Origin of the sequence: Microbispora sp. H10836 (assembly GCF_012999525.1) — a bacterium.
Taxonomy (GTDB): Bacteria; Actinomycetota; Actinomycetes; order Streptosporangiales; family Streptosporangiaceae; genus Microbispora.
Map to the genome: position 1 here is coordinate 1 of NZ_JABBWU010000041.1, position 18221 is coordinate 18221.

The window sequence follows — 18221 nt, forward strand, 5'->3', positions numbered from 1 at the left end:
ACCGCCGGATCCCGCGGAACTCATGCTGGACCTCAACTGGTCGAGCGAGCAGGGCGGTGACCCGGCGGCACCTCGGGTGCATCAGCAGTCTCACGACTACCGACACAAGGATGGTGCACCAGTGAGCCCGTGGGCGGAGGTTCTCGGACGGATCCAGGCGTGCGACGCCGACGGCACGGCCCGGCTGGTCGCCCAACTCGATGCGGCCGACCGCCGCGAGATCGCGACGGAACTCCCCGGCTACCTGCAACAACTGCGGCGCGGGCGCTGGGCGGCAATCACGCGCCAAGCTCATCCTGTCCGGCGGGGGAGTGGCTGCGTGCAGGTCTCGCATCGATCACAAGTGGTATGACGGAAGGGTTCTCCCGATCGCTCAGTACTCGCGAGTCGGCGTCGCGGCGGCTAGGACGAAGATGCCGATCTTACGCCTACAGCCCAGCGGGGTGGTTGCCGACCTGGCGGGCGCGCTGGGCGGCGAGGTCTGCCGGGTCGGTGAGTTCGGGTCCCAGCCGTGTGCGCGCCAGGGGCTTCGGTGGCCCTCACTGCGGGCGAACGGCGATCGATTCGGCGGAGAGCGTGACCTCGACGGTGATGTGCGGATTGTCCAGCTGCGGGAGCTGAAGCCCACGCTTGAACTCCTCCGCATCGTCCGGCATCACCTTCGGCTGAACTGTGACCTTGACTTGGCCGGTCTCGTCATCTGGGTGCGCCATCATCGTGGCTACCTCAGGACGGGATCGGAGCCAGGAGACGACCGTGTCCTGGGCCCGCTGGAGCTCCGCGGCCGAGAATCCCTTGCCTCCGATCAGGGTGACCTCCATGGGGAGGGTCCTGGCCAGCTCAATCGCGCGAGTCGGGATGAGACCCTTGAAGCCGACGCGCAGCCCCCGCTGGTCGTCGACGTATCTGACGCCGGAGATCTCGTCGGGGAACTCCGCATTGAGTTCGTCGATCACCCGGCTGTTGGACGACTGTGAGCCGAAGCGGTCGATGGCCTCCTCGTAGGAGATGCCCTCCGATTTGGCGATGGCCTCGAGGTCGACCAGCTCGGCGTAGGGAATGCCGTCGATCACCACGTCCGGGTCGGTCACCGCAGGGTCGTAACCCTCGAAGTCCGTCGGCTTGGGCGACGAGGTAGCAGCCACCCGGGTCGCGTACCGCTTCACGACCTCCTCCAGGGGGCGGCCCGACGAGGCCGCCTCTCGCTTGAGCCGCTCCAGGGTGGGCCGATGCACTTTGGGCTGATCGGCCCGCGGCAACACGATCGTCTCGACCTCGGCCACAGTGGATACCGGACCAGTACCAGACTGGCCGCAGGCGAACAACGACGCAAGCACCGCGATGACGATCAAACGCGATCTCTTCATACCTGAGGGACGCGCCACCGGCCTGGAGGGTTCAGGGGTTGAGGAAGATCCGAACGAAAACCGGCGCTTGTACTCTCCGTGACAGGCTCCGAGAGGATCGGAACGACCAGTAGTGAGAGCGGTCAGCTGGTGAAAGACATCCCAGGAGCTTGAATGTCAAGCTGCCAGCTTTTCGACACGATGCGACCAAGCAGCTGCTTCGTCGTAGAGCGTGCCGGTTTTGAGGCAGCCGTGCAGGATGCCGAAGAGCCGGTTGGCGAGCTGGCGAAGCGCGGCGTGATGGCTGACCTCGCGGGCTCTGAGCTCGTCGTAGTAGAGGCGGGCGCCGGGCGAGGCTTGCAGCGCAGCGAAGGCCTGGACGCCGAGAGCGTCGACGAGCCGGTCGTTGTGAATGTATCGGGCCAGGACGACCTTCTTCTTGCCCGAGGCCCGGGTGATCGGGCGGGTGCCGGCGTAGTTCTTGCGGGCCTTGGCGTTGACGTACCGCGTGCGGTCGTCGCCGAACTCGGCAAGCACCCGGGCGCCGAGAATCGGTCCCAGGCCGGGCCGGCTAAGAATGATCTTAGCGTCCGGGTGCCGGCCAAAATGCGCCTCGACCTGCCCTTGCAAGGCTGTGATCTGCTCGTTCAGCACGGCAAGGACGGCGGCCGCCGAGCGTACCCTCGCGGCGTAGGCGCTCACCACGATCTCAGGCTGGCCCAGACGCTCGGTCCGCAACGCGGCCTGGATCTTTGCGGCCTTGTCCGCGATGCAACGGCGGCGAGCACGCTTGAGCACCGCGGCGATCTGCGCGACCGTCAGCTTCGCGGCCGACGCCGGATCGGGAGGCTTGGCCAGCAGCTCCAAAGTGTCAGCGGCCGTCAGGTCCTCGAACGCCTCCCGCGCGGCGGGGAAGTAGTCCCGCAGCGAATGCCGCAGCCGCTGCGCGTGCCGGGTCCGCTCCCAGATCAGTGTCTTGTGCGCCCGGGCCACCACCTTGATCGCCGCAGCCTGGGCGCTGTCTCCGGCTACCGGACGCAGCTGATGGGAGTCGGTCCGGACCATGTCGGCCAGGACGTGGGCATCGGCGGCGTCGCTCTTGGCGCCCGACACCCCATGTCGCTCCCGGTACCGCGACGCCTGCAGCGGGTTGATCGCGAACACCCGGTACCCCGCGACGATCAGTGCCTGCACCCACGGGCCCCGGTCGGTCTCGATGCCGATCACCACCTGATCGGCGGCGTCCTCGCCGAGCTGCTCACCGAACATCGCGTGCAGCCGGGCCATCCCCGCCACGCCTTCGGGCAGCCGGGCCTTGGCCAGCCGACGGCCCGTATCGTCCATCAGTTCAACGCCGTGATGGTCTTCGACCCAGTCGTCTCCGACGAACAGCAATGCTTCTCCCGTCTGCGATGTCGATCGATCTCGGCAGCCGTTCGGGAGAACCATCAGCAACCTAATAAATCAGTGCTCACGTCCAGGCGGCGGGCACGACATCCCATCAGCGATCAACTTACCCGGTTACCGGCAGGGGCACTGTCTTTCATCAGGGCTCGAGGCCCAGGAGAACGGAGTGCCCACCTGCCGGTGGCACCAGTCCCGAGTCTGCCGGATGGCGACTCGCTAACACTCATTAGGATCACGCCCGGCTCGAACCCGGCAACCTTGGACGCCGGCGATGATCCTGCGGGGGTCGGTCACAAGTGGCGCAACGCCCGGTCCCTATCGTGAGGACGTCCGGCCCAGGGGCCGCGCGCTGGCGGGGCGGAGGCTCTCAGAGCGCGACGAAAGGTGATGAACCCGGAAGGAGGACATGGCCGCGCGTCTTCGCGTCCCCTCGAGAGACGGCAGGTGCTGGGCCGGGCGGCGGCGAGAGGCGCTGTTAGGAAGGCGGTGTGATGGCCGAGCCACCGTTGTTGCTCGTGTTGGATCTGGCCGGCACGTTCGTCTTCGGCCTTAACGGTGCGTTGACCGCCGTGCGACTGGCTCGGCTCGACATCGTCGGCATCTTGGCCCTGGGGGTGATCACCGCACTGGGTGGCGGGATCACGCGCGATGTGCTGATCGGTGCGATACCTCCTGCGGCCTTTGAGGACTGGCGCTACCTGGCCCTGGCGCTGGGCGGCGGTGTGGTTGCGTTCGTGCTGAGCCGGCGCTTGGACCGGTTGGAGACGCCGATCGTTGTGCTCGACGCCGTCGGGCTCAGCGTGTTCGCGGTGATCGGTACCGCCAAGGCGCTGGACTTTTACCTCGGGCTCGGTCCGGCGATCCTGCTCGGGGCGATCACTGCGGTGGGGGGCGGCACGATCCGCGACACCCTGGTCCGGCAGGTCCCGTCGGTGCTGCACTCGGACCTGTATGCGATCCCGGCGCTGATCGCGGCCGGCCTCACCGCCGCTGCCGTACGCCTCGGGATCTACGGGCTGCCCGCGGCGCTCGGCGCCGCCGCGGTCTGCTTCGCCGTCCGGATGGTCGGGGTCAGGTTCCACCTCAACGCGCCGGGCCCGCCGGGCATCGGCCACCACCGCGGCGACCATGACGACCGCGACCGGGGTGGCGACGATCGGGGTGGCAGCGAGTGAGTTATCGGGCCAGCCAGGCCAGTGCGGCGGTGATGAGGGCCTGGGTGCCGGTGTCGAGGGTGGGCTGGATGACCGGGGCGAAGCCGGGGGAGTGGTTGACCGGGATGTCCCGGGACACCCGGCCGGCGTCCTGCGCCTGCTGGTAGGTCTTTGGGTCGATGCCGCCGATCCCCCAGTAGGTGTAGGGGACGCCCAGGGTCGTGGGGATGTCGCTGAAGTCCTCACTGGCGGTCTGCTGTCCGAGTGGGCCGGCCCGGTCGCCGAAGAAGTCGCCGAACGCGGCGGCGACCCGCTCGGTGACGTCCGGGTCGTTGATGGTGAGCGGGAACCGGTCGAACAGTTCGAACTCCGGGTCGCGCGGGCAGCCCGACGCCTGACACTCGGCGGAGACGATGCGGCGGATCGCGTCGAGGACCAGGGCCCGGGTGGTGTCGCCGTAGGTGCGCACGTTGAGCTCGATCACGGCGCGGTCCGGGATGACGTTGCTCTTGCCGCCGGCCCGGATCGAGCCCACGGTCAGCACGGCCGTCTCACCGGGCGGGGTCTCCCGGGAGACGATCGTCTGCAGCCGGATCACGATCATGGCCACGAGCACCACCGGATCGACCGCGGCCTGCGGCATCGACCCGTGCGCGCCGCGGCCGTGCACCGTGATCCGCATGCTGTCCGCAGCTGAGAGCACTGGACCCGCGAGTGTGCCGACGTGCCCGGCCGGGACCGGGAGCACGTGCTGGGCTAGCGCGACGTCCGGGGTCGGGATCAGCGCGGCGAGGCCGTCGTCGAGCATGCCGCGGGCCCCGTCGCCGGTCTCCTCGGCCGGCTGGAACAACGCCACCACGGTCCCGCGCCAGGCTTCGCGGTCGTTGGCGAGCAGTTGGGCGGCGCCGAGCAGGCAGCTCACGTGCACGTCGTGACCGCACGCGTGGGCCACGGGTACCTGGTCGCCGTCGGCGTCGGTCGTGGTGACCGTGCTGGCGTAGGGCAGCCCGGTGGCCTCACGCACCGGTAGAGCGTCCATGTCCGCGCGCAGCAGCACCGTCGGGCCCGTCCCGTTGCCCAGCACCCCCACCAAGCCGGTGCCACCAATGCCCTCGTGCACCTCGTAGCCGGCGTGGCGCAATCGCTCGCTCACCCGCTGCGCGGTGCGCCGCTCCTGATGCGACAGCTCGGGATGGGCGTGCAGGTCCCGGTAGAGCTCCTCCTGCCAGGCGCGCACCCCGTCCAGCCCAGCCAGCACGCTAGATGTCGTCATGACGTCTCCGAGAGATCGGCGGTGGCCACGATGATGGCCCTCGTGTGCCCGGCGTACCCGATGCGACGGACCAGGACTTGCGTTGCGGGACGACCGTCGTGGGCAGGCCCCGGGCTACTGGTTCGGCTCGGCACGCTCCCACGTCAGATGCGACATTCGAGTCGGTCAACGGCGAGCTCCGGGACGTACTTGTAGATCGTGGATCGGCTGACGCCCAGGAGCCGGGCGATCGATGAGACGGTCGCGTCGGGCTGGGTGAGCAGGGCGCGGGCGTGCCGGACCTGTTCGGCGGTCGTCCGAGGTGAACGCCGCGAGCCTTGGCGGCGGCCAGCCCTCGTAGGTTATCTTCCACGATGAGTTCGCGGATGAACTCGGCGAGGGCGGCGAACACATGGAACACCAGGCGCCCGCCCGGGGTCGTAGTGTCGAGCGCTTCCTTCAGGGACCGGAACCCGACGCCGCGGCGGCGCAGGTCAGCGACGATCGTGATGAGATCTTGGAGGGATCGGGCGAGCCGGTCGAGGGAGGGGACGACGAGGGTGTCGCCGGGCCGCAGATAGTCCAGCGCCTTGGCGAACTCGGCGCGGTCGGCGCTCTTGCCCGAAGCCTTGTGGGGCGAAGATCCGGATGCAGCCGGCCTCGGTCAGCTGTGCGGTCTGCTGGTCGAGCCGCTGATCCCTGGTCGCGGGCATAGCCGACGAGCGCGCTGGTGATGACCGCGGGCTCGGCGCCGAGGAGGTTGCCGGCGGCCTGGCGGATCACTGCCGAGGGCGTGGACCCGTCGGGGAGCGCCGTCACACCGGAAAAGTGTAGGCAAAACGGTGCCCTCGACGTTGTTGAACGCCCTGACTTCTCAACACGTTTTTCCGACACTCCGGCGTCCGGCCAGTGGTTCGTGAAGAGGACTTCGGGTGGGGTGTTGAGAATCGAACGTTTCTCAACACCCCGGCCGGATCAGGACGTGGACCGCTCTGGTGTCAGGAGCAGTTGTCCCAGCTCTTGGGTGCATCGGGTGAGCGCGACATAGAGTCCGTTCCAGCCTCGCGGTTCAGCGATGATGCCGGGGGCGTCGATGAGCAGGGTGGCGTCCCATTCCAGGCCTTTGGCCTCGGTCGCGGAGAGAACTGGTGTGTCGGGGAGCGCTGTGCGCAGCGCCGGTATGCGTTCGAGGGGGGCGATGACGCCGACCGTCCCTCCCGCCCACCGTTCTGAGAATTCCTTGACGATGCGTGCCGTCTCGGCCGCGAGGTCGCCGTCTTCTACGGCGCGTTCCCAGGGCTCGATACCTGAAGCCCGGACGGCGCGAGGTGGTTCGTTCTGGCTGCCTGCGTTCTGAAGTACCGGGCCGGTGAGGGCCATGACCTCGAGCGGGGTGCGGTAGCAGATGGTCAACCGGGCTTCTGTCCATCTTGTGCCGAAGGCCGCGTTGACCGCTTCTTCCCAGGTGGTGTGCCGGTGCGGCGCCTCGGCCTGGTCGATGTCGCCGACGGCGGTGATCGATCGGGAAGGACAGCGCCGCATCACCATTTGCCACTGCATTTCTGAGAGTTCTTGTGCCTCGTCTATGACGACGTGTCCGTACACCCAGTCTCTCTGTGCTGCGGCACGATCGGTCAGAAATTCACCCTGCTCGCCGTTCGGTCGTGTATCGCCCAGCAGATCGTCCAGGGCATCGAACAGGGGGATGTCGCTGCTCGCCCACGTCTGCGGTTCGCCGACGATCATTTCTCTTTCGGCGTCGGTGAGTTCCGGCGCCCGCCGGTGCAGCAGTGCTTCGTCACCCAGGAGCCGGCGTAGTTCCACCTTCGTATCGCGGGTCGGCCACCACTCGTGCAGCGTCGCGGCCACGTCGGAGTCGACGGCGATCCGGTCGTGCAGGCGCTCCAGGTCCTCCTGCGTGAGCCCCCCGTCGACGTCGGCGCCGGTTGTGCCGTTGCTCGCGGCGCGATTGTCGGAGCGCTCGAATCCGGCGTCGATTCGGCTGAGAATGTCCTCGAAGCCCTCCTCCATCTGCGCCAGCAGCTCTTCGTTGCGTTCGGCTATCGCATCGGTCAGCAGATCATGGATGTGCTCGCTGAAGACGGCGCGGGCCGCGTGGTAGGAGCGCGCCGAGGTCGCTGAGGCGAGGGCCCGGGCGATCCGTCGTCCACCGATCGTGTACCGCTCCCCTTCCCACACCAGTTCGAGGTCGGCGGGCTGCGGGATGAGCGCTGCAACGTGCCGGGAGAGCGCCTGCTGCCAGAGCGCCCGGCCTTTGACCTCCGCGACCTCGCGCGACTCCAGGCGCTCCACATCGATTCCCGGTACGAGGGTGTCGCAGGTCGCCGACACGATGGCGGTCTCCCCGAGCGCCGGCAGCACCTGGGTGATGTATTCCAGGAAACGCAATGACGGTCCGAGTACCAGCACGCCCTGTGCGGCGAGCTGCGGATAGGTGAAGAGCAGGTACGCCACCCGGTGAAGTGCCACCACGGTTTTGCCGGTGCCGGGGCCGCCCTGCACGACCAGCGGGCCTCGGGAGTCAGCGCGGACCACATCATCCTGCTCGCGCTGCAAGGTGGCCGCTGCGGTACTCATCCGGCCGGTGCGCCGCTCTCCGAGGGCGGCGAGCAGGGCGCCCTCGCCCACCAGCTCACTCGCCCTCGACCCGTCGAGCGGCTCGTCGTCAATGCTGATCACTTCGCGCCCGTTGACGCGTATGTGGCGACGTCGTTCCTGGCCCTGGGGGTCGACCGGCGTCGCGGTGTAGAAGGCCCGTGCGGCCGGTGCGCGCCAGTCGATGACCAGAGGATCCCCGTCGTCTGCGGCGCTGGGTATGCCGACGCGCCCCAAATGCAGGACTGTCGCATCGATTGCATCGAGCCGACCGAAGATCAGGCCTTGGTCTGCGCGCCGCAGCTCCTCGCGGTGCCTGGTCAGCACGCGCATCCGGGCCTGCCCGGTCGCGTCGCCCGCCGGGATGGCGAGCTCGGCATCGAGGTACTGGAGCATCCCGTCGCGGCGGGTGAGGGCCTCATCGAGGATGAGCTGTTCCTCGGCTATGGCTGCTGCGTGCGCAGGATCTTCATTCAGCGGCGGGGTGACATTACGTGGAGGCACTCGCGCTCTATTCCATACGTTTTACGGTGACCGCAAAGACTGTAACACCACAACGCTGCGGAATATCCACACCCCTCGACTTCAAGGCCATCATGAGACAATGGCCACATTGGCAGCGTTATTGCAACCCATAGAGCAAGACGATCTGTTGGCGAATCTCGAAGCTTGTACCCTTGACATCACTGGCAAGTCGTGGCCATATCCGGGGCTGCCGAAATGTGATACATCCTTTCATCCATTACTCGAAGCCCGCACTGGATCTGTTTCGCACAGGATTCGAGGGGCGAGGAGATAGCTTGGGGTTCATTCCTCGTCCTCATCGCCGCAGTCGGGATCGCGCAGCGGGCGGATGCCGGTGGGGCCGAGGTCGGGCCGGCTGAAGGAGCAGGTGCCGTTGACGTTGATGTGCGCGCGGACGAACGGCGACAGCCGGGCGACGTCTTCGTCCCGCACCGGGTAGCCCTGAGCCTTGAGCTGGTCGAGGGCGGCGTCGATGTAGAAGGTGTTCCACAAGGTGACGCAGTTCAGGACGAGGCCGAGGGCGCCGAGCTGGTCTTCCATGCCCTTGTAGTACCGCTGGTAGAGCTCGCCCTTCTTGCCGTGGAAGATGCTGCTGGCCAGGGCGTGGCGGGATTCCTGGCGCTCGGACACCGAATTCGGCCTCAGCCAGACGCTGAGCCTCGGACTGCGCGACGCCGTGCTGGGCGCGGCAAGGTCAGCTTCGGCGACGCGGTGTTCTTGGGGGGCGAGGTCAGGTTCGGCGACGCGCAGTTCTCCGGTGGCTCAGTCAGGTTCGACGGCGCGCAGTTCGCCGGTGGCTGGGTTGATTTCATCAGAGTCGACCGCTGGTCTTGCCCGCCTATCGGACTTCCTGACGCGGCGACCGTTGCCGAGCCCGTCGGCGGGGCCGTGACGAACGAGTTGAAGCGTCAAAGCCGTTCAACTGGACTCAGCTTCGCGCTCCTCATCCGCTTCCCAGGATTGAGACGTTGCCGCCAGCAAGCCCTGTGGGAGCCATAGCCCTACCAGCGAGCTGTTTCGGGCGGCGGGCGAGCTTGATGAGGTCTTGGAGATCACAGAGCGAGACGTGCAGACGGGTCCGCTCAGCGGTGCGGTGATGCATGGGGATTCCTGTTCCGGCCACGGCGAGAGCGCCGGCGGCCGAGTCGCGCCCGGGCGCCTCGCCCACGGGCGAGCCGGGGCGAGGCTGGGCGAGTGAGCGAGGGCGGCCCGGCCGTGGTCGGCTGGCCACTCGGGGATGGTCTCCTCCGGCGACGGGGCCGGCCGGGACGGTGCTGGGGACCGTGGGGACCGTTTCGGGGTCCCCGGACGGCTGCGCGGCTGCCGTCGAGGGGTTCCCGCAGGCGGGGACACGTCTTTCCTGGAGAGAAGAGAGAGCTAAAAGCGGCTTTTTAGGGGCGTTGTGATCTCGGTCAGCGGGTCAAACCCCGGGAACAGGCGGAACCCAGTCCCCACGGTCCCCAACCGGCCTCTTCTATGGCCTGAGCTGGCCTCACGCTGGGGACCGCGATGGTCCCCGGGTCCCCACGGTCCCCACTGTCAACCCCTTGTTGGGGACGCTGGGGACCTTGTGGGGACCGGCAAGGTCCCCAGCAGGACGGGCGCGCATCAGCGATCACCGCGGACCATGAACACGCCGCCGCTCTGCAACTTGCCGGTGCCGCTGTAGCGCTTGTAGCTCGACAGGATCCGCGCCCGGACGAGACGGCACAGCGCGTGCCTCCAGGTCGTGCTTGCCCGTGTACCACTTGGAGCGCTTGGCGGTCTGCTGGGCGTCCCTGAGGGTGAACTCAGACCGGCGGGTCCGTTCGATCCACTGGAGCACCCAGGGCACGCCGGGGCTGGAGTCGCGGCTCTCGCTCAGCCGCCAGGCCGCGTTGACGTGGTCGGCCTGGCGCAGGGCCCACAGGCTGAAGGCGATGGCGTAGGTCATGGTCGTCGCGTCGATGGGCTGGCTCGGCTGCCGGCCTTCGGCGAGGTGGAAGACGGCCGCCAGCCGGAGGACCTTGCCTGCGAGCTTCCCAGCCCAGTCGGTAATGTGCGCGTAGCGGCCGACGACGGGCTCGAGGTGAGGTTCGAGTTTGGCGCGCAGCTCGCGCAGGAGCGCGTGACCCCCGTCATCGAGACCGATGACCTGGCGCTCGGCGTCGACCTCGGGGATGGCCGGGATGCGAGCGACGGTCTGATCCCACAGCGACTCCAGGAGCGCAGGCATGGGCGGGCTGTCCACCGCGCGGCGCCCGAGCGTGGACTCGGGGACCGCGAACAGGAAGCGCCCGAGCAGGCCTCGGCTTGCCGCGCCGGGGATGCGGGCCGCCTTGTCGAGGACGTCGGGCTGTACCAGGAGCCCGATGGCCAGGGCCTGGTGCGCCAGGTAGACGGCACCGCGGCTGACGCGTTTCACGCTGCTGGGGCTCTCGTCGTACGCCTTGAGGTAGAGGTCCAGGTTCGGATCGCCGCCGTTGTAGCGACCTCCCACGAGGTCGAACAGGCCGCCCTCATCGGAGATGACGCCCAGGCGCTCGTTGTTCTCGGGGGTTGAGGAACATCGGAACGGAAACCGGCGCTAAGGCCGGAGCGGCGCTTCTGGTGCTTTGACCTGGCTTGATCGGGTGGCGGAGTCTTCAGCGGTCGTGTTGATCGACTGTTGGGAGGCCGGGCATGCCGGTGGAATTTCTGACCGATGAGCAGGGGGCGGGCTACGCCGCGTTCGGGCGGGCGCCCTCGCGCGCGGAGCTGGAGCGGTTCTTCTTCCTCGACGACGTCGACCGGGAGCTGGTGGAGTCCAAGCGCCGGCCGCACAACCGCATCGGGTTCGCCGTCCTGCTGACCAGCGTCCGGTACCTCGGGGTGTTCCTCGACGACCCGGTCGACGTGCCGACGGTGGTCGTGGACTACCTCGCCGAGCAGCTCGGGATCGACGACGCCTCGGTGCTGAAGGCGTACGGCGAGCGGGAGAACACCCGGCTGGAGCATGTCCGGGAGCTGCGCCGGGTCCTGGACTATCGGGAGTTCGCCGAGGTCGAGGATGAGCTCCGGACGTGGGTGGACGCGCGGGCCTGGACGACAGGGGAGGGCCCGAAGGCGTTGTTCGACGCCTCGGTCGGTTGGCTTCGCGAGCGTCGCGTGCTGCTGCCGGGGGTGACGACGTTGACGCGGCCGGTGGCCTCGGTGCGGGAGGCGGCGAACCAGCGGCTGTGGGACAGCCTGTACGGGCTGTTGGATCCGGGACAGCGGGCCATGCTCGACGCGCTTCTCGTGGTCCCGGACGGCGCGCGGGTCTCGGAGCTGGACCGGCTGCGCCGCGGGCCAGTGCGGGTGTCGGGCCCGCAGATGAGCCGGGCGCTGGAGCGGGCGGCGGAGATCGCCGCGCTGGGCGTGGGTGAGGTCGACGTGTCGGGGGTGCCGCCGCGGCGGCTGGCGGAGCTGTCGCGGTACGGCGTGGACGGCAAGGCGTCGCTGCTGCGCCGGCACGGGGCGTCTCGGCGGCAGGCGACACTGCTGGCCACCGCGGTGTCCTGACCACCCGTGCGGTCGATGACGCACTGGATCTGCTGGAGGTGCTGATCTCGACCAAACTGCTCGCGCGCGCCGAGCGCGAGACCGCGAAGGCGAAGATGAAGACGCTGCCGAAGGTCGAGCGCGCCTCAGCGAAGTTGGCGGCCGCGATGCAGGTCCTGCTGGAGACCACCACCGAGCAGGTCGACACCGGCACGGGCGAGGTGTTTCCGCCAGCGGCCGACACCGTTGAGGCTGTGTGGGAGCGGATCGAGGCCGTCGTGCCCCGCCGGCAGCTGGCGGCTGCGATCGCCGCGATCACCGAGCTCGCGCCGCCGCTGGATTCGGACGCCGATGAGGCCTGGCGGGCCCAGCTCGTCACGCGTTTCCCGACGGTGCGGCCGTTCCTGGTCCGGCTGACCACCGTGGTGGACTTCGGTGCCACGCCCGAGGGCGCGCCGGTGCTCGCGGCGCTGCGGACGCTGCCGGGTCTGATGGGGCGTAAGAAGGTCGCCCCCGACGAGATCGGCGTCCACCTGCTGGCCGGATCCTGGCGGCGGCTGGTGCTGGCGGCTCCGCACCTGGAGCCGGGTACGGTGGATTGGAAGGCGTACACGTTCTGCGTGCTGGAGCAGTTCCACCGGATGCTGCGGCACTGGCAGATCTTCGCGAAGAACTCCTCCAAGTGGGGTGACCCCCGCGCGAAGCTGCTGGACGGGCCGGTGTGGGAGCAGGTGAAGGCGACCGTGCTGGCGAGCCTCAGCCTCCCGGCGACGCCGGGTGAGCAACTGGCGGCGCGCGCCGAGCTCCTGGACGCCACCTACCGGCAGGTCGCCGCCGCCCTGCCGCGTAACACCCAGGTCGTCTTCGACGACGCCGGCCGGCTGCACCTGGCCGCTCTCGAACCCGAGGCCGAACCGCCTCGCTGGTGAAGCTGCGCGAGGCCGTGAATGCGATGCTGCCGCGCGTGGACCTGCCCGAGATCCTGCTCGAGGTCTTCTCCTGGACCGGAGCCGATCAGGCGTTCACCTCGATCACCGGCGGCGAGGCCCGCCTGGCGGACCTGCACGTCACGATCGCCGCGTTGCTGGTCGCGCACGGCTGCAACGTCGGCTACACGCCCGTCACCTATGCCCCGCAGCTGGCCGACCTGCCGGACCAGAAGATGTGGCGCATCGATCCGCGCGCGGACTACGGGACCTTCACCGACGCCGCCCGTGGCCGCATCGACCTGAAGCGGATCGAGCGGCACTGGGAGGACATCCTGCGGATCATCGGCTCCATCCACACCGGCGCCGTCCGCGCCCACGACGTCATCCGCATGCTGTCCCGCGACGGCCGCCCACCCCGCTCGGCGACGCCATCGCGCACTACGGGCGGATCTCCAAGACCCTGCACATCCTGCGCCTGGCCGACGAGCCCGACTACCGGCACCAGATCAAAGCCCAGGCCAACCTGCAAGAAGGCCGCCACGCCCTGGCCCGCAAGATCTTCCACGGCAAGAACGGGCAGCTGTACCAGAACTACCAAGAAGGCATGGAGGACCAGATCGGCGCCCTGGGCCTGGTCCTCAACGCCCTCGTGCTGTTCAACACCCGCTACATGGACGCCGCCCTCACCCAGCTCCGCGCCGACGGTTTCGCTGTCCGCGACAAGGACGTCGCCCGGCTCTCCCCGTTCGTGCGCCATCACATCAACGTGCTGGGTCGGTACTCCTTCCAGCTCCCCGACCTGCCCGGCGGTCTGCGGCCCCTGCGCGACAAACACGCCACCGACGACGGGTGAACTTCGGGCAGCTGGGGGAGTGAGAAAGCCGCACTGGATTTTTCTCGTCCCCGGCCCGCCGACCAGCCTTAAGGGACCGTGAGCACGATCTTGCCTTGGATGTGCCCCTGGGCGGCGCGCTTGTGTGCTGCTTGGGCGTCTGCGAGCGCGAACGTGCTGTCGATGGCGACGCGGATCGTGCCCGCGTCCATCAGGCGTCCCAATTCCGCGAGCTGAGCGCCGTTCGCTCGTACCTGCGTGCCGGATACGGTGATGCCCAGTCTCGCGTTCTCCTCGTCGTCGAACTCTCCGAAGTACACCGGGTACAGTGCGCCGCCGCGCTTGAGAGTGGGCAGGAAGCGTCGGCTGTCGGGGCCCCCGACGGTGTCCAGGACGAGGTCGACGTCGCGGACGATGTCCTCGGGGCGCTGCTTGGTGTAGTCGATGTATTCGTCGGCGCCGAGGCCGTGAAGGAAGGTTTCGTGGGTGCCGGAGGCCACGGCGATGACGCGGGCTCCCTTCCACTTGGCCAGTTGCAGGGCGAGGTGGCCGACGCCGCCGCCGGCTCCGTTGATGAGCACCGTGGTGTCGCTGCCCAGCGCCATGGGGCGGTGCCTTGCCTCCTGGAACGGGGAGGGGTGGTCGTGCCCGACGTCGATCAGGTATTGCCACGCCGTCAGCCCCGACATGGACAGTGCGGCAGCGTGTGTGTGGTCCACGGCGGCTGGCTTGGGCGCGAGGTCGGATGCGGGTGCGGTGACGTACTCGGCGTACGCGCCGCTCTGCATCAGGACGGGAAAGCGCAGCAGCCCCACCACCTCGTCCCCGGCCGTGAAGCCGGGGACATCGGCGGCGACGGCTTCCACGACACCCGAGATGTCGGTCCCCGGGATCAGGGGCAGGTCGAACGGGGGCCTGAACTCGGGAGGGATGCCGGGCATGCCCTCGCGTACGTACCAGTCGGGCGGGTTGAGACCGACCGCCCTCACGCGGACGAGTACCTCGCCCGAGGCCGGTTCGGGAACTGCGACCTCCTCGTGACGCAGCACCTCGGGGCCGCCGAACTCGTGCAGCTGGATCGCTTTCATCATGCGGGTCGGCATCGTGTTCCTCCTGCATATATGCTTATTCGGATCAGTGGACCACATAAACGGTTCACTGATCCGAATATATGGATCAGTGAACCGGTTGTCAAGTAAGGAGACCGATGCGAGTCGACGCGCAGAGAAACCGCGACCATCTGCTCGCCGTGGCGGGTCCCGTCATAGCCGAGCAGGGCATCGACGTGTCGATGCGCGACATCGCGCGCAGAGCCGATGTCGGCCTCGCGACGCTGCTGCGGCACTTCCCGACGCGCGAGGCGCTCCTGGAGGGCCTGCTCCACGCGAGCTTCGGCGACCTGACGACCAGAGCGAGCGAGCTTGAGACAGCGCACACGACCGAGGACGCTCTCGTCTCATGGGTGCGCGACTGCGTCGCCTGGACAACCGAGTACCGAGGGGTGACCGTACTGATGGCGGCAGCCATCGAGGACCCCGAATCCGCCCTGCATGCCTCGTGCGTCACCCTGCGCGCAGCCGGTGCCCGGCTCCTCACCCGGGCTCAGGCCACAGGCGCAGCCCGGAACGACATCGACGGCGATGACCTCTTCGCCCTGATAGCCATGCTCGCGTGGGTCGGCGATCAACCCACACTCGCATCCCGCGCCAACCACCTCTTCGACCTCGTCACCAGCGCTGTACTGACGCGCGCGGACGGCGACCGGGGCACGGGTGCCCCCGGCGAACGGTGAAGCCCCCCATCACCGGCAGGTCCGGCGCCATGACGGCAGAGCTCTCTGTCCGGATCATCACCGCCGTTCACGGGACGAAGCGGCTGCCGGGGGCCGGGGGCGCGTGTTCGGCCCGAACAGGTGACTCAGCGCCGAGCGTCGCCGGGCGCGAGGAGGCTGGTCGGCTCAGAGATCGCCTCGGGGGACGGCTTGAAGTAGCGGCGGACATTCTCCGGCTTCTTGTGCCGGGACTTGGCCATCAGCATCAGCAGGGAGGCACCCTGCTCTCCGAGGTGGGTGAGGGCAGAATGGCGGTACTCGTGCAAGTCCCAGCCGGTCCCCGGTCCGCGCACGGCGGTGTGCTCATCGAGCAGGGCGCGGGCCTGGCCGTAGGAGAGGCGGGCCAGCCCGGTGTCCGGGCACACATCCCGCGGGCTTACCACCTTCCCCGGACCGGGACGGCGATGGGTGACGAACACCGGCCCGCGAGTACGGCCGCGCAGCAGACGGGGCAGGAGCCGGGCGGTTCCGGCGTCCCAGTAAACCGTCTCCAGGACGAAGTCCTCGCGTGCCTGTCCGCGGCGGCGGGCCTTGCTACGGGCGCCCTTGGCCTTCACGGGGCAGCGGCGCGCGGCGAGGTCCAGGTCCTCGATGTTCACGCCGAGGATCTCCTCCGACCGCCCTGCGGTCTCGTAAAGCATCCGCCACAGCGTCTTCTCCCGCAGGTGAACCTCGCGCCGAGCGATGAGCCGGTCCACGGCCATCTTCGAGCGGGCCGGGGTCTCGGAGTCCGGCACCGCCAGCCGCTTCGTCCAAGCCGGGACCGCCGGGCCGTCGTAGCCGTACCGCGCGCACCAGCCCAGCCACGACAACACCCCCGCCCGGCGGGCGTTCCAGGTGTTGACCGCCGCCGTCCCCCACAGCAACTCCAGGGCCTCGCCGATCTCGTCGTCCGCGACCGACGCCAGCAGGCGGGCCTCCCCGATCCGCTCGGCGGTCTTGCCGACCCCGGTCGAGTAGCTGCGGACGGTGTTCGGGTTGCGGAGCGAGTCGAGGAAGGCGTCGGCCGCCGCGCGGACGGTCAACACCTTCCCGGCAGGCAGTTGCACGACGGTGGGCATCGCTTCCCCCCTTGCCACGGATAACAGGGCTGCTTCATGTACGGCCGGGAGAACGTCACCGCAGGTGGCGAACCAAGCTCCCGCAGATAATAGGGTGTTATCTGCAGGAAGACTTCACGCCGGTCCGGCGACCGACACCCCATCAGCCGCCTACCAGGGCCGACGGAGGCTTAGCGCCGGTTTTCGTTCCGATGTTCCTCAAACCCCTTCTCCTGCAGCGCCATGCCGAGCGCCTCGACCGTGATGTCCTCGACCAGCAGCGCCGGTTGCGGCGGCAGCTCGAGGGGAACTCGTCCAGGCGCTTGCGGACGTCGTCGAGCTTCTCCTCGATCTCCTGCCGCTTGGCCCCCCGCTCGCGCAGGCTGGCCTTGAGCTCCTTCTCGTACCGTCGAGGTCCTCGACGTCCTCGTTGAAGTGCTCCTTGGCGTGGCCGGCGTCGTCGTAGAGCCCACCGAGAATCTGCTCGTCGGTCGCCTCCTGGCTCCCGCTGCTCCATACCTCGTTGAAGATGTCCTCCGCCTGGCTCACCGGCGCCCCCTGACGTGCCTCGGGTTCTGGGCGCCCTTGGTCAGGCCACTGTTGATCGTGGCTGCGATGCCCCGCGGGCCGCAGTCGCGGTCCTGGTCGAGTCCGATCGCCTCGGCCGCTCGTGTGAGGGCCGTCTCGGCTGTCCCCCGGTCCAGGAGCCCAGCGCCGATGAGCGTGCCCAGGCTGAACGCCGCGACGTTCAGGGTGTTGTTGCGCGTGCTCGGGACCGCGTCCAGGACTCGCTGGATCTCGTTGCGGACGGCGCTCGCGACGTACTTGTTGTCCACCCGGGGCGGCGGCCCGAACGGTCTCCGCGGCCGAGGTCTTCGCCGCCCGCGAAGCCGCCGGCCAGGAGGCCTGAAATGGAGCTCGCAGGACAGACCGCCCTGGTCACGGGCGCGAACCGCGGCATCGGCCGCCGGTTCGTTGCCGAGCTCCTCGCTCGTGACGTGCGCAAGGTCTACGCCGGCATCCGCAACCCGGATGCCGCCGACCAGGAGATGCGTGAGGACCCACGCGTCGAGCTCGTGCGCCTGGACATCACCGACACCGACGCGGTCGAGGCGGCAGCACACCGGGCCGAAGACGTATCGGTGTTGATCAACAACGCCGGGATCTCCACCTCCCAGCCCCTCCTAAAGGCCGACGTCGACACCGTCAGGCGCGAGATCGAGACACACGTGTTCGGGACCCTTTCCATGGCCCGGGCGTTCGCCCCCGCACTACGAGCGCACCAGGGCGCGATGGCCAATATCCTGTCCGCGCTGTCATGGTTCTCCTACCCCGGCTCCGGTGCCTACTCCGCGGCCAAAGCAGCCGAATGGAGCCTGACCAACAGCCTGCGTCTCGAGCTGGCTCCCGCAGGTGTCCTGGTCCAGGGCGTGCATCTGGGAGCGGCCGACACCGATATCAGCGCCGGGTACGAGGGACCCAAGATCGACCCCACCGACGTCGCACGCTTCAGCCTCGACGGGATCGAGAACAATCAGATCGAAGTCCTCGTTGACGACTGGAGTCGAACCGTCAAGGCCGCACTCACCAGCGAACCCAACGCCGTGCTTACCGCACTGGTCGGCTAGAAAAAGCCGACCACAGGTGTGTGGCGTGCCGGCACGGGCACGCCACACACGGCATGGGTGCCGCACTCGGCCAGGGCCGCCACCCTCGCCTGCGGATACGCACTGCGGCCCTGCCCGCGTATGGTGCCAGGACGCCCGAAGAGCTGAGCGTTCGCCGCGG

The 18221-nt window shown here is 68.6% G+C and carries 14 protein-coding genes and 4 pseudogenes; 7 read left to right on the forward strand and 11 right to left on the reverse strand.

What is annotated here, in order from left to right; all coding sequences use genetic code 11:
• On the forward strand, positions 1-352 hold a 352-nt coding region (locus HHX30_RS39640; RefSeq protein ID WP_211593444.1), incomplete at its 5' end, for a hypothetical protein.
• A gap of 187 nt (positions 353-539) precedes the next feature.
• On the opposite strand, the gene HHX30_RS39645 is transcribed toward HHX30_RS39640, so the two are convergent.
• Together HHX30_RS39645 and HHX30_RS39650 are read right to left on the reverse strand one after the other, a co-directional pair.
• Positions 540-1352: a hypothetical protein gene (locus HHX30_RS39645; protein WP_169989091.1), complete on the reverse strand. Its 813-nt coding sequence runs from the start codon at positions 1350-1352 to the stop codon at positions 540-542.
• Between the two features lie 171 nt (positions 1353-1523).
• The gene (locus HHX30_RS39650; RefSeq protein ID WP_169989092.1) at positions 1524-2741 is read right to left on the reverse strand and encodes an IS110 family transposase; all 1218 of its coding nucleotides are present in this window, start codon (positions 2739-2741) and stop codon (positions 1524-1526) included.
• A gap of 503 nt (positions 2742-3244) precedes the next feature.
• Here HHX30_RS39650 and HHX30_RS39655 point away from each other — a divergent pair.
• Entirely contained in the window at positions 3245-3928 is a 684-nt protein-coding gene (locus HHX30_RS39655) for a trimeric intracellular cation channel family protein (RefSeq protein ID WP_211593446.1), read from the forward strand.
• Between the two features lies 1 nt (position 3929).
• On the opposite strand, the gene HHX30_RS39660 is transcribed toward HHX30_RS39655, so the two are convergent.
• From HHX30_RS39660 to HHX30_RS39685, 6 genes and pseudogenes are all read right to left on the reverse strand, one after another.
• Positions 3930-5180, reverse strand: a complete 1251-nt coding sequence (locus HHX30_RS39660) for an amidohydrolase (RefSeq protein WP_169989094.1) — start codon at positions 5178-5180, stop codon at positions 3930-3932.
• Positions 5181-5323: 143 nt separating this feature from the next.
• The gene (locus HHX30_RS42350; RefSeq protein ID WP_249351007.1) at positions 5324-5443 is read right to left on the reverse strand and encodes a helix-turn-helix domain-containing protein; all 120 of its coding nucleotides are present in this window, start codon (positions 5441-5443) and stop codon (positions 5324-5326) included.
• Between the two features lie 101 nt (positions 5444-5544).
• Positions 5545-5745 (reverse strand): annotated as a pseudogene (locus HHX30_RS42355) (recombinase family protein); the annotation flags it as partial.
• A 389-nt stretch (positions 5746-6134) separates the two neighbouring features.
• The gene (locus HHX30_RS39670; RefSeq protein WP_169989095.1) at positions 6135-8279 is read right to left on the reverse strand and encodes a UvrD-helicase domain-containing protein; all 2145 of its coding nucleotides are present in this window, start codon (positions 8277-8279) and stop codon (positions 6135-6137) included.
• Positions 8280-8582: 303 nt separating this feature from the next.
• A pseudogene (locus HHX30_RS39675) lies at positions 8583-8918 on the reverse strand (Tn3 family transposase); the annotation flags it as partial.
• Between the two features lie 997 nt (positions 8919-9915).
• Positions 9916-10821, reverse strand: a pseudogene (locus HHX30_RS39685) (DUF3987 domain-containing protein); the annotation flags it as partial.
• Between the two features lie 140 nt (positions 10822-10961).
• Here HHX30_RS39685 and HHX30_RS43935 point away from each other — a divergent pair.
• The 3 genes and pseudogenes from HHX30_RS43935 to HHX30_RS43945 all read left to right on the forward strand — a co-directional run bounded on the left by HHX30_RS43935 (position 10962) and on the right by HHX30_RS43945 (position 13583).
• On the forward strand, positions 10962-11822 hold the full coding sequence (locus HHX30_RS43935) for a DUF4158 domain-containing protein (RefSeq protein ID WP_396706947.1): 861 nt from the start codon (positions 10962-10964) through the stop codon (positions 11820-11822).
• Between the two features lie 38 nt (positions 11823-11860).
• Positions 11861-12730: a hypothetical protein gene (locus HHX30_RS43940; protein ID WP_396706950.1), complete on the forward strand. Its 870-nt coding sequence runs from the start codon at positions 11861-11863 to the stop codon at positions 12728-12730.
• A gap of 23 nt (positions 12731-12753) precedes the next feature.
• Positions 12754-13583 (forward strand): annotated as a pseudogene (locus tag HHX30_RS43945) (Tn3 family transposase).
• Between the two features lie 68 nt (positions 13584-13651).
• Here the strand turns inward: HHX30_RS43945 and HHX30_RS39695 are convergent.
• A complete protein-coding gene (locus HHX30_RS39695) occupies positions 13652-14665 on the reverse strand; it encodes an NADP-dependent oxidoreductase (protein ID WP_169989096.1) in 1014 nt (337 codons plus the stop codon).
• A 104-nt stretch (positions 14666-14769) separates the two neighbouring features.
• On the opposite strand from HHX30_RS39695, the gene HHX30_RS39700 reads away from it, so the two are divergent.
• Positions 14770-15354 (forward strand): TetR/AcrR family transcriptional regulator, encoded by a 585-nt coding sequence (locus HHX30_RS39700; RefSeq protein WP_169989097.1) that lies wholly within the window; start codon positions 14770-14772, stop codon positions 15352-15354.
• A 125-nt stretch (positions 15355-15479) separates the two neighbouring features.
• Here HHX30_RS39700 and HHX30_RS39705 read toward each other — a convergent pair whose 3' ends face one another.
• Positions 15480-16454, reverse strand: coding sequence for a site-specific integrase (locus tag HHX30_RS39705; protein ID WP_169989098.1), 975 nt, complete (start codon positions 16452-16454; stop codon positions 15480-15482).
• A 524-nt stretch (positions 16455-16978) separates the two neighbouring features.
• Entirely contained in the window at positions 16979-17269 is a 291-nt protein-coding gene (locus tag HHX30_RS39710) for a hypothetical protein (RefSeq protein WP_169989099.1), read from the reverse strand.
• Positions 17270-17344: 75 nt separating this feature from the next.
• Here HHX30_RS39710 and HHX30_RS39715 point away from each other — a divergent pair, with 75 nt between their 5' ends.
• On the forward strand, positions 17345-18061 hold the full coding sequence (locus HHX30_RS39715) for an SDR family oxidoreductase (protein ID WP_169989100.1): 717 nt from the start codon (positions 17345-17347) through the stop codon (positions 18059-18061).
• Positions 18062-18221: the final 160 nt, after the last annotated feature.

Excerpts from the sequence above, each read along its gene's own strand:
- HHX30_RS39655 (WP_211593446.1), top strand. The coding sequence starts at position 3,245 with ATGGCCGAGCCACCGTTGTTGCTCGTGTTGGATCTGGCCGGCACGTTC.
- HHX30_RS39660 (WP_169989094.1), bottom strand. The coding sequence starts at position 5,180 with ATGACGACATCTAGCGTGCTGGCTGGGCTGGACGGGGTGCGCGCCTGG.
- HHX30_RS43935 (WP_396706947.1), top strand. The coding sequence starts at position 10,962 with ATGCCGGTGGAATTTCTGACCGATGAGCAGGGGGCGGGCTACGCCGCG.
- HHX30_RS39695 (WP_169989096.1), bottom strand. The coding sequence starts at position 14,665 with ATGCCGACCCGCATGATGAAAGCGATCCAGCTGCACGAGTTCGGCGGC.
- HHX30_RS39700 (WP_169989097.1), top strand. The coding sequence starts at position 14,770 with ATGCGAGTCGACGCGCAGAGAAACCGCGACCATCTGCTCGCCGTGGCG.
- HHX30_RS39705 (WP_169989098.1), bottom strand. The coding sequence starts at position 16,454 with ATGCCCACCGTCGTGCAACTGCCTGCCGGGAAGGTGTTGACCGTCCGC.
- HHX30_RS39715 (WP_169989100.1), top strand. The coding sequence starts at position 17,345 with ATGGAGCTCGCAGGACAGACCGCCCTGGTCACGGGCGCGAACCGCGGC.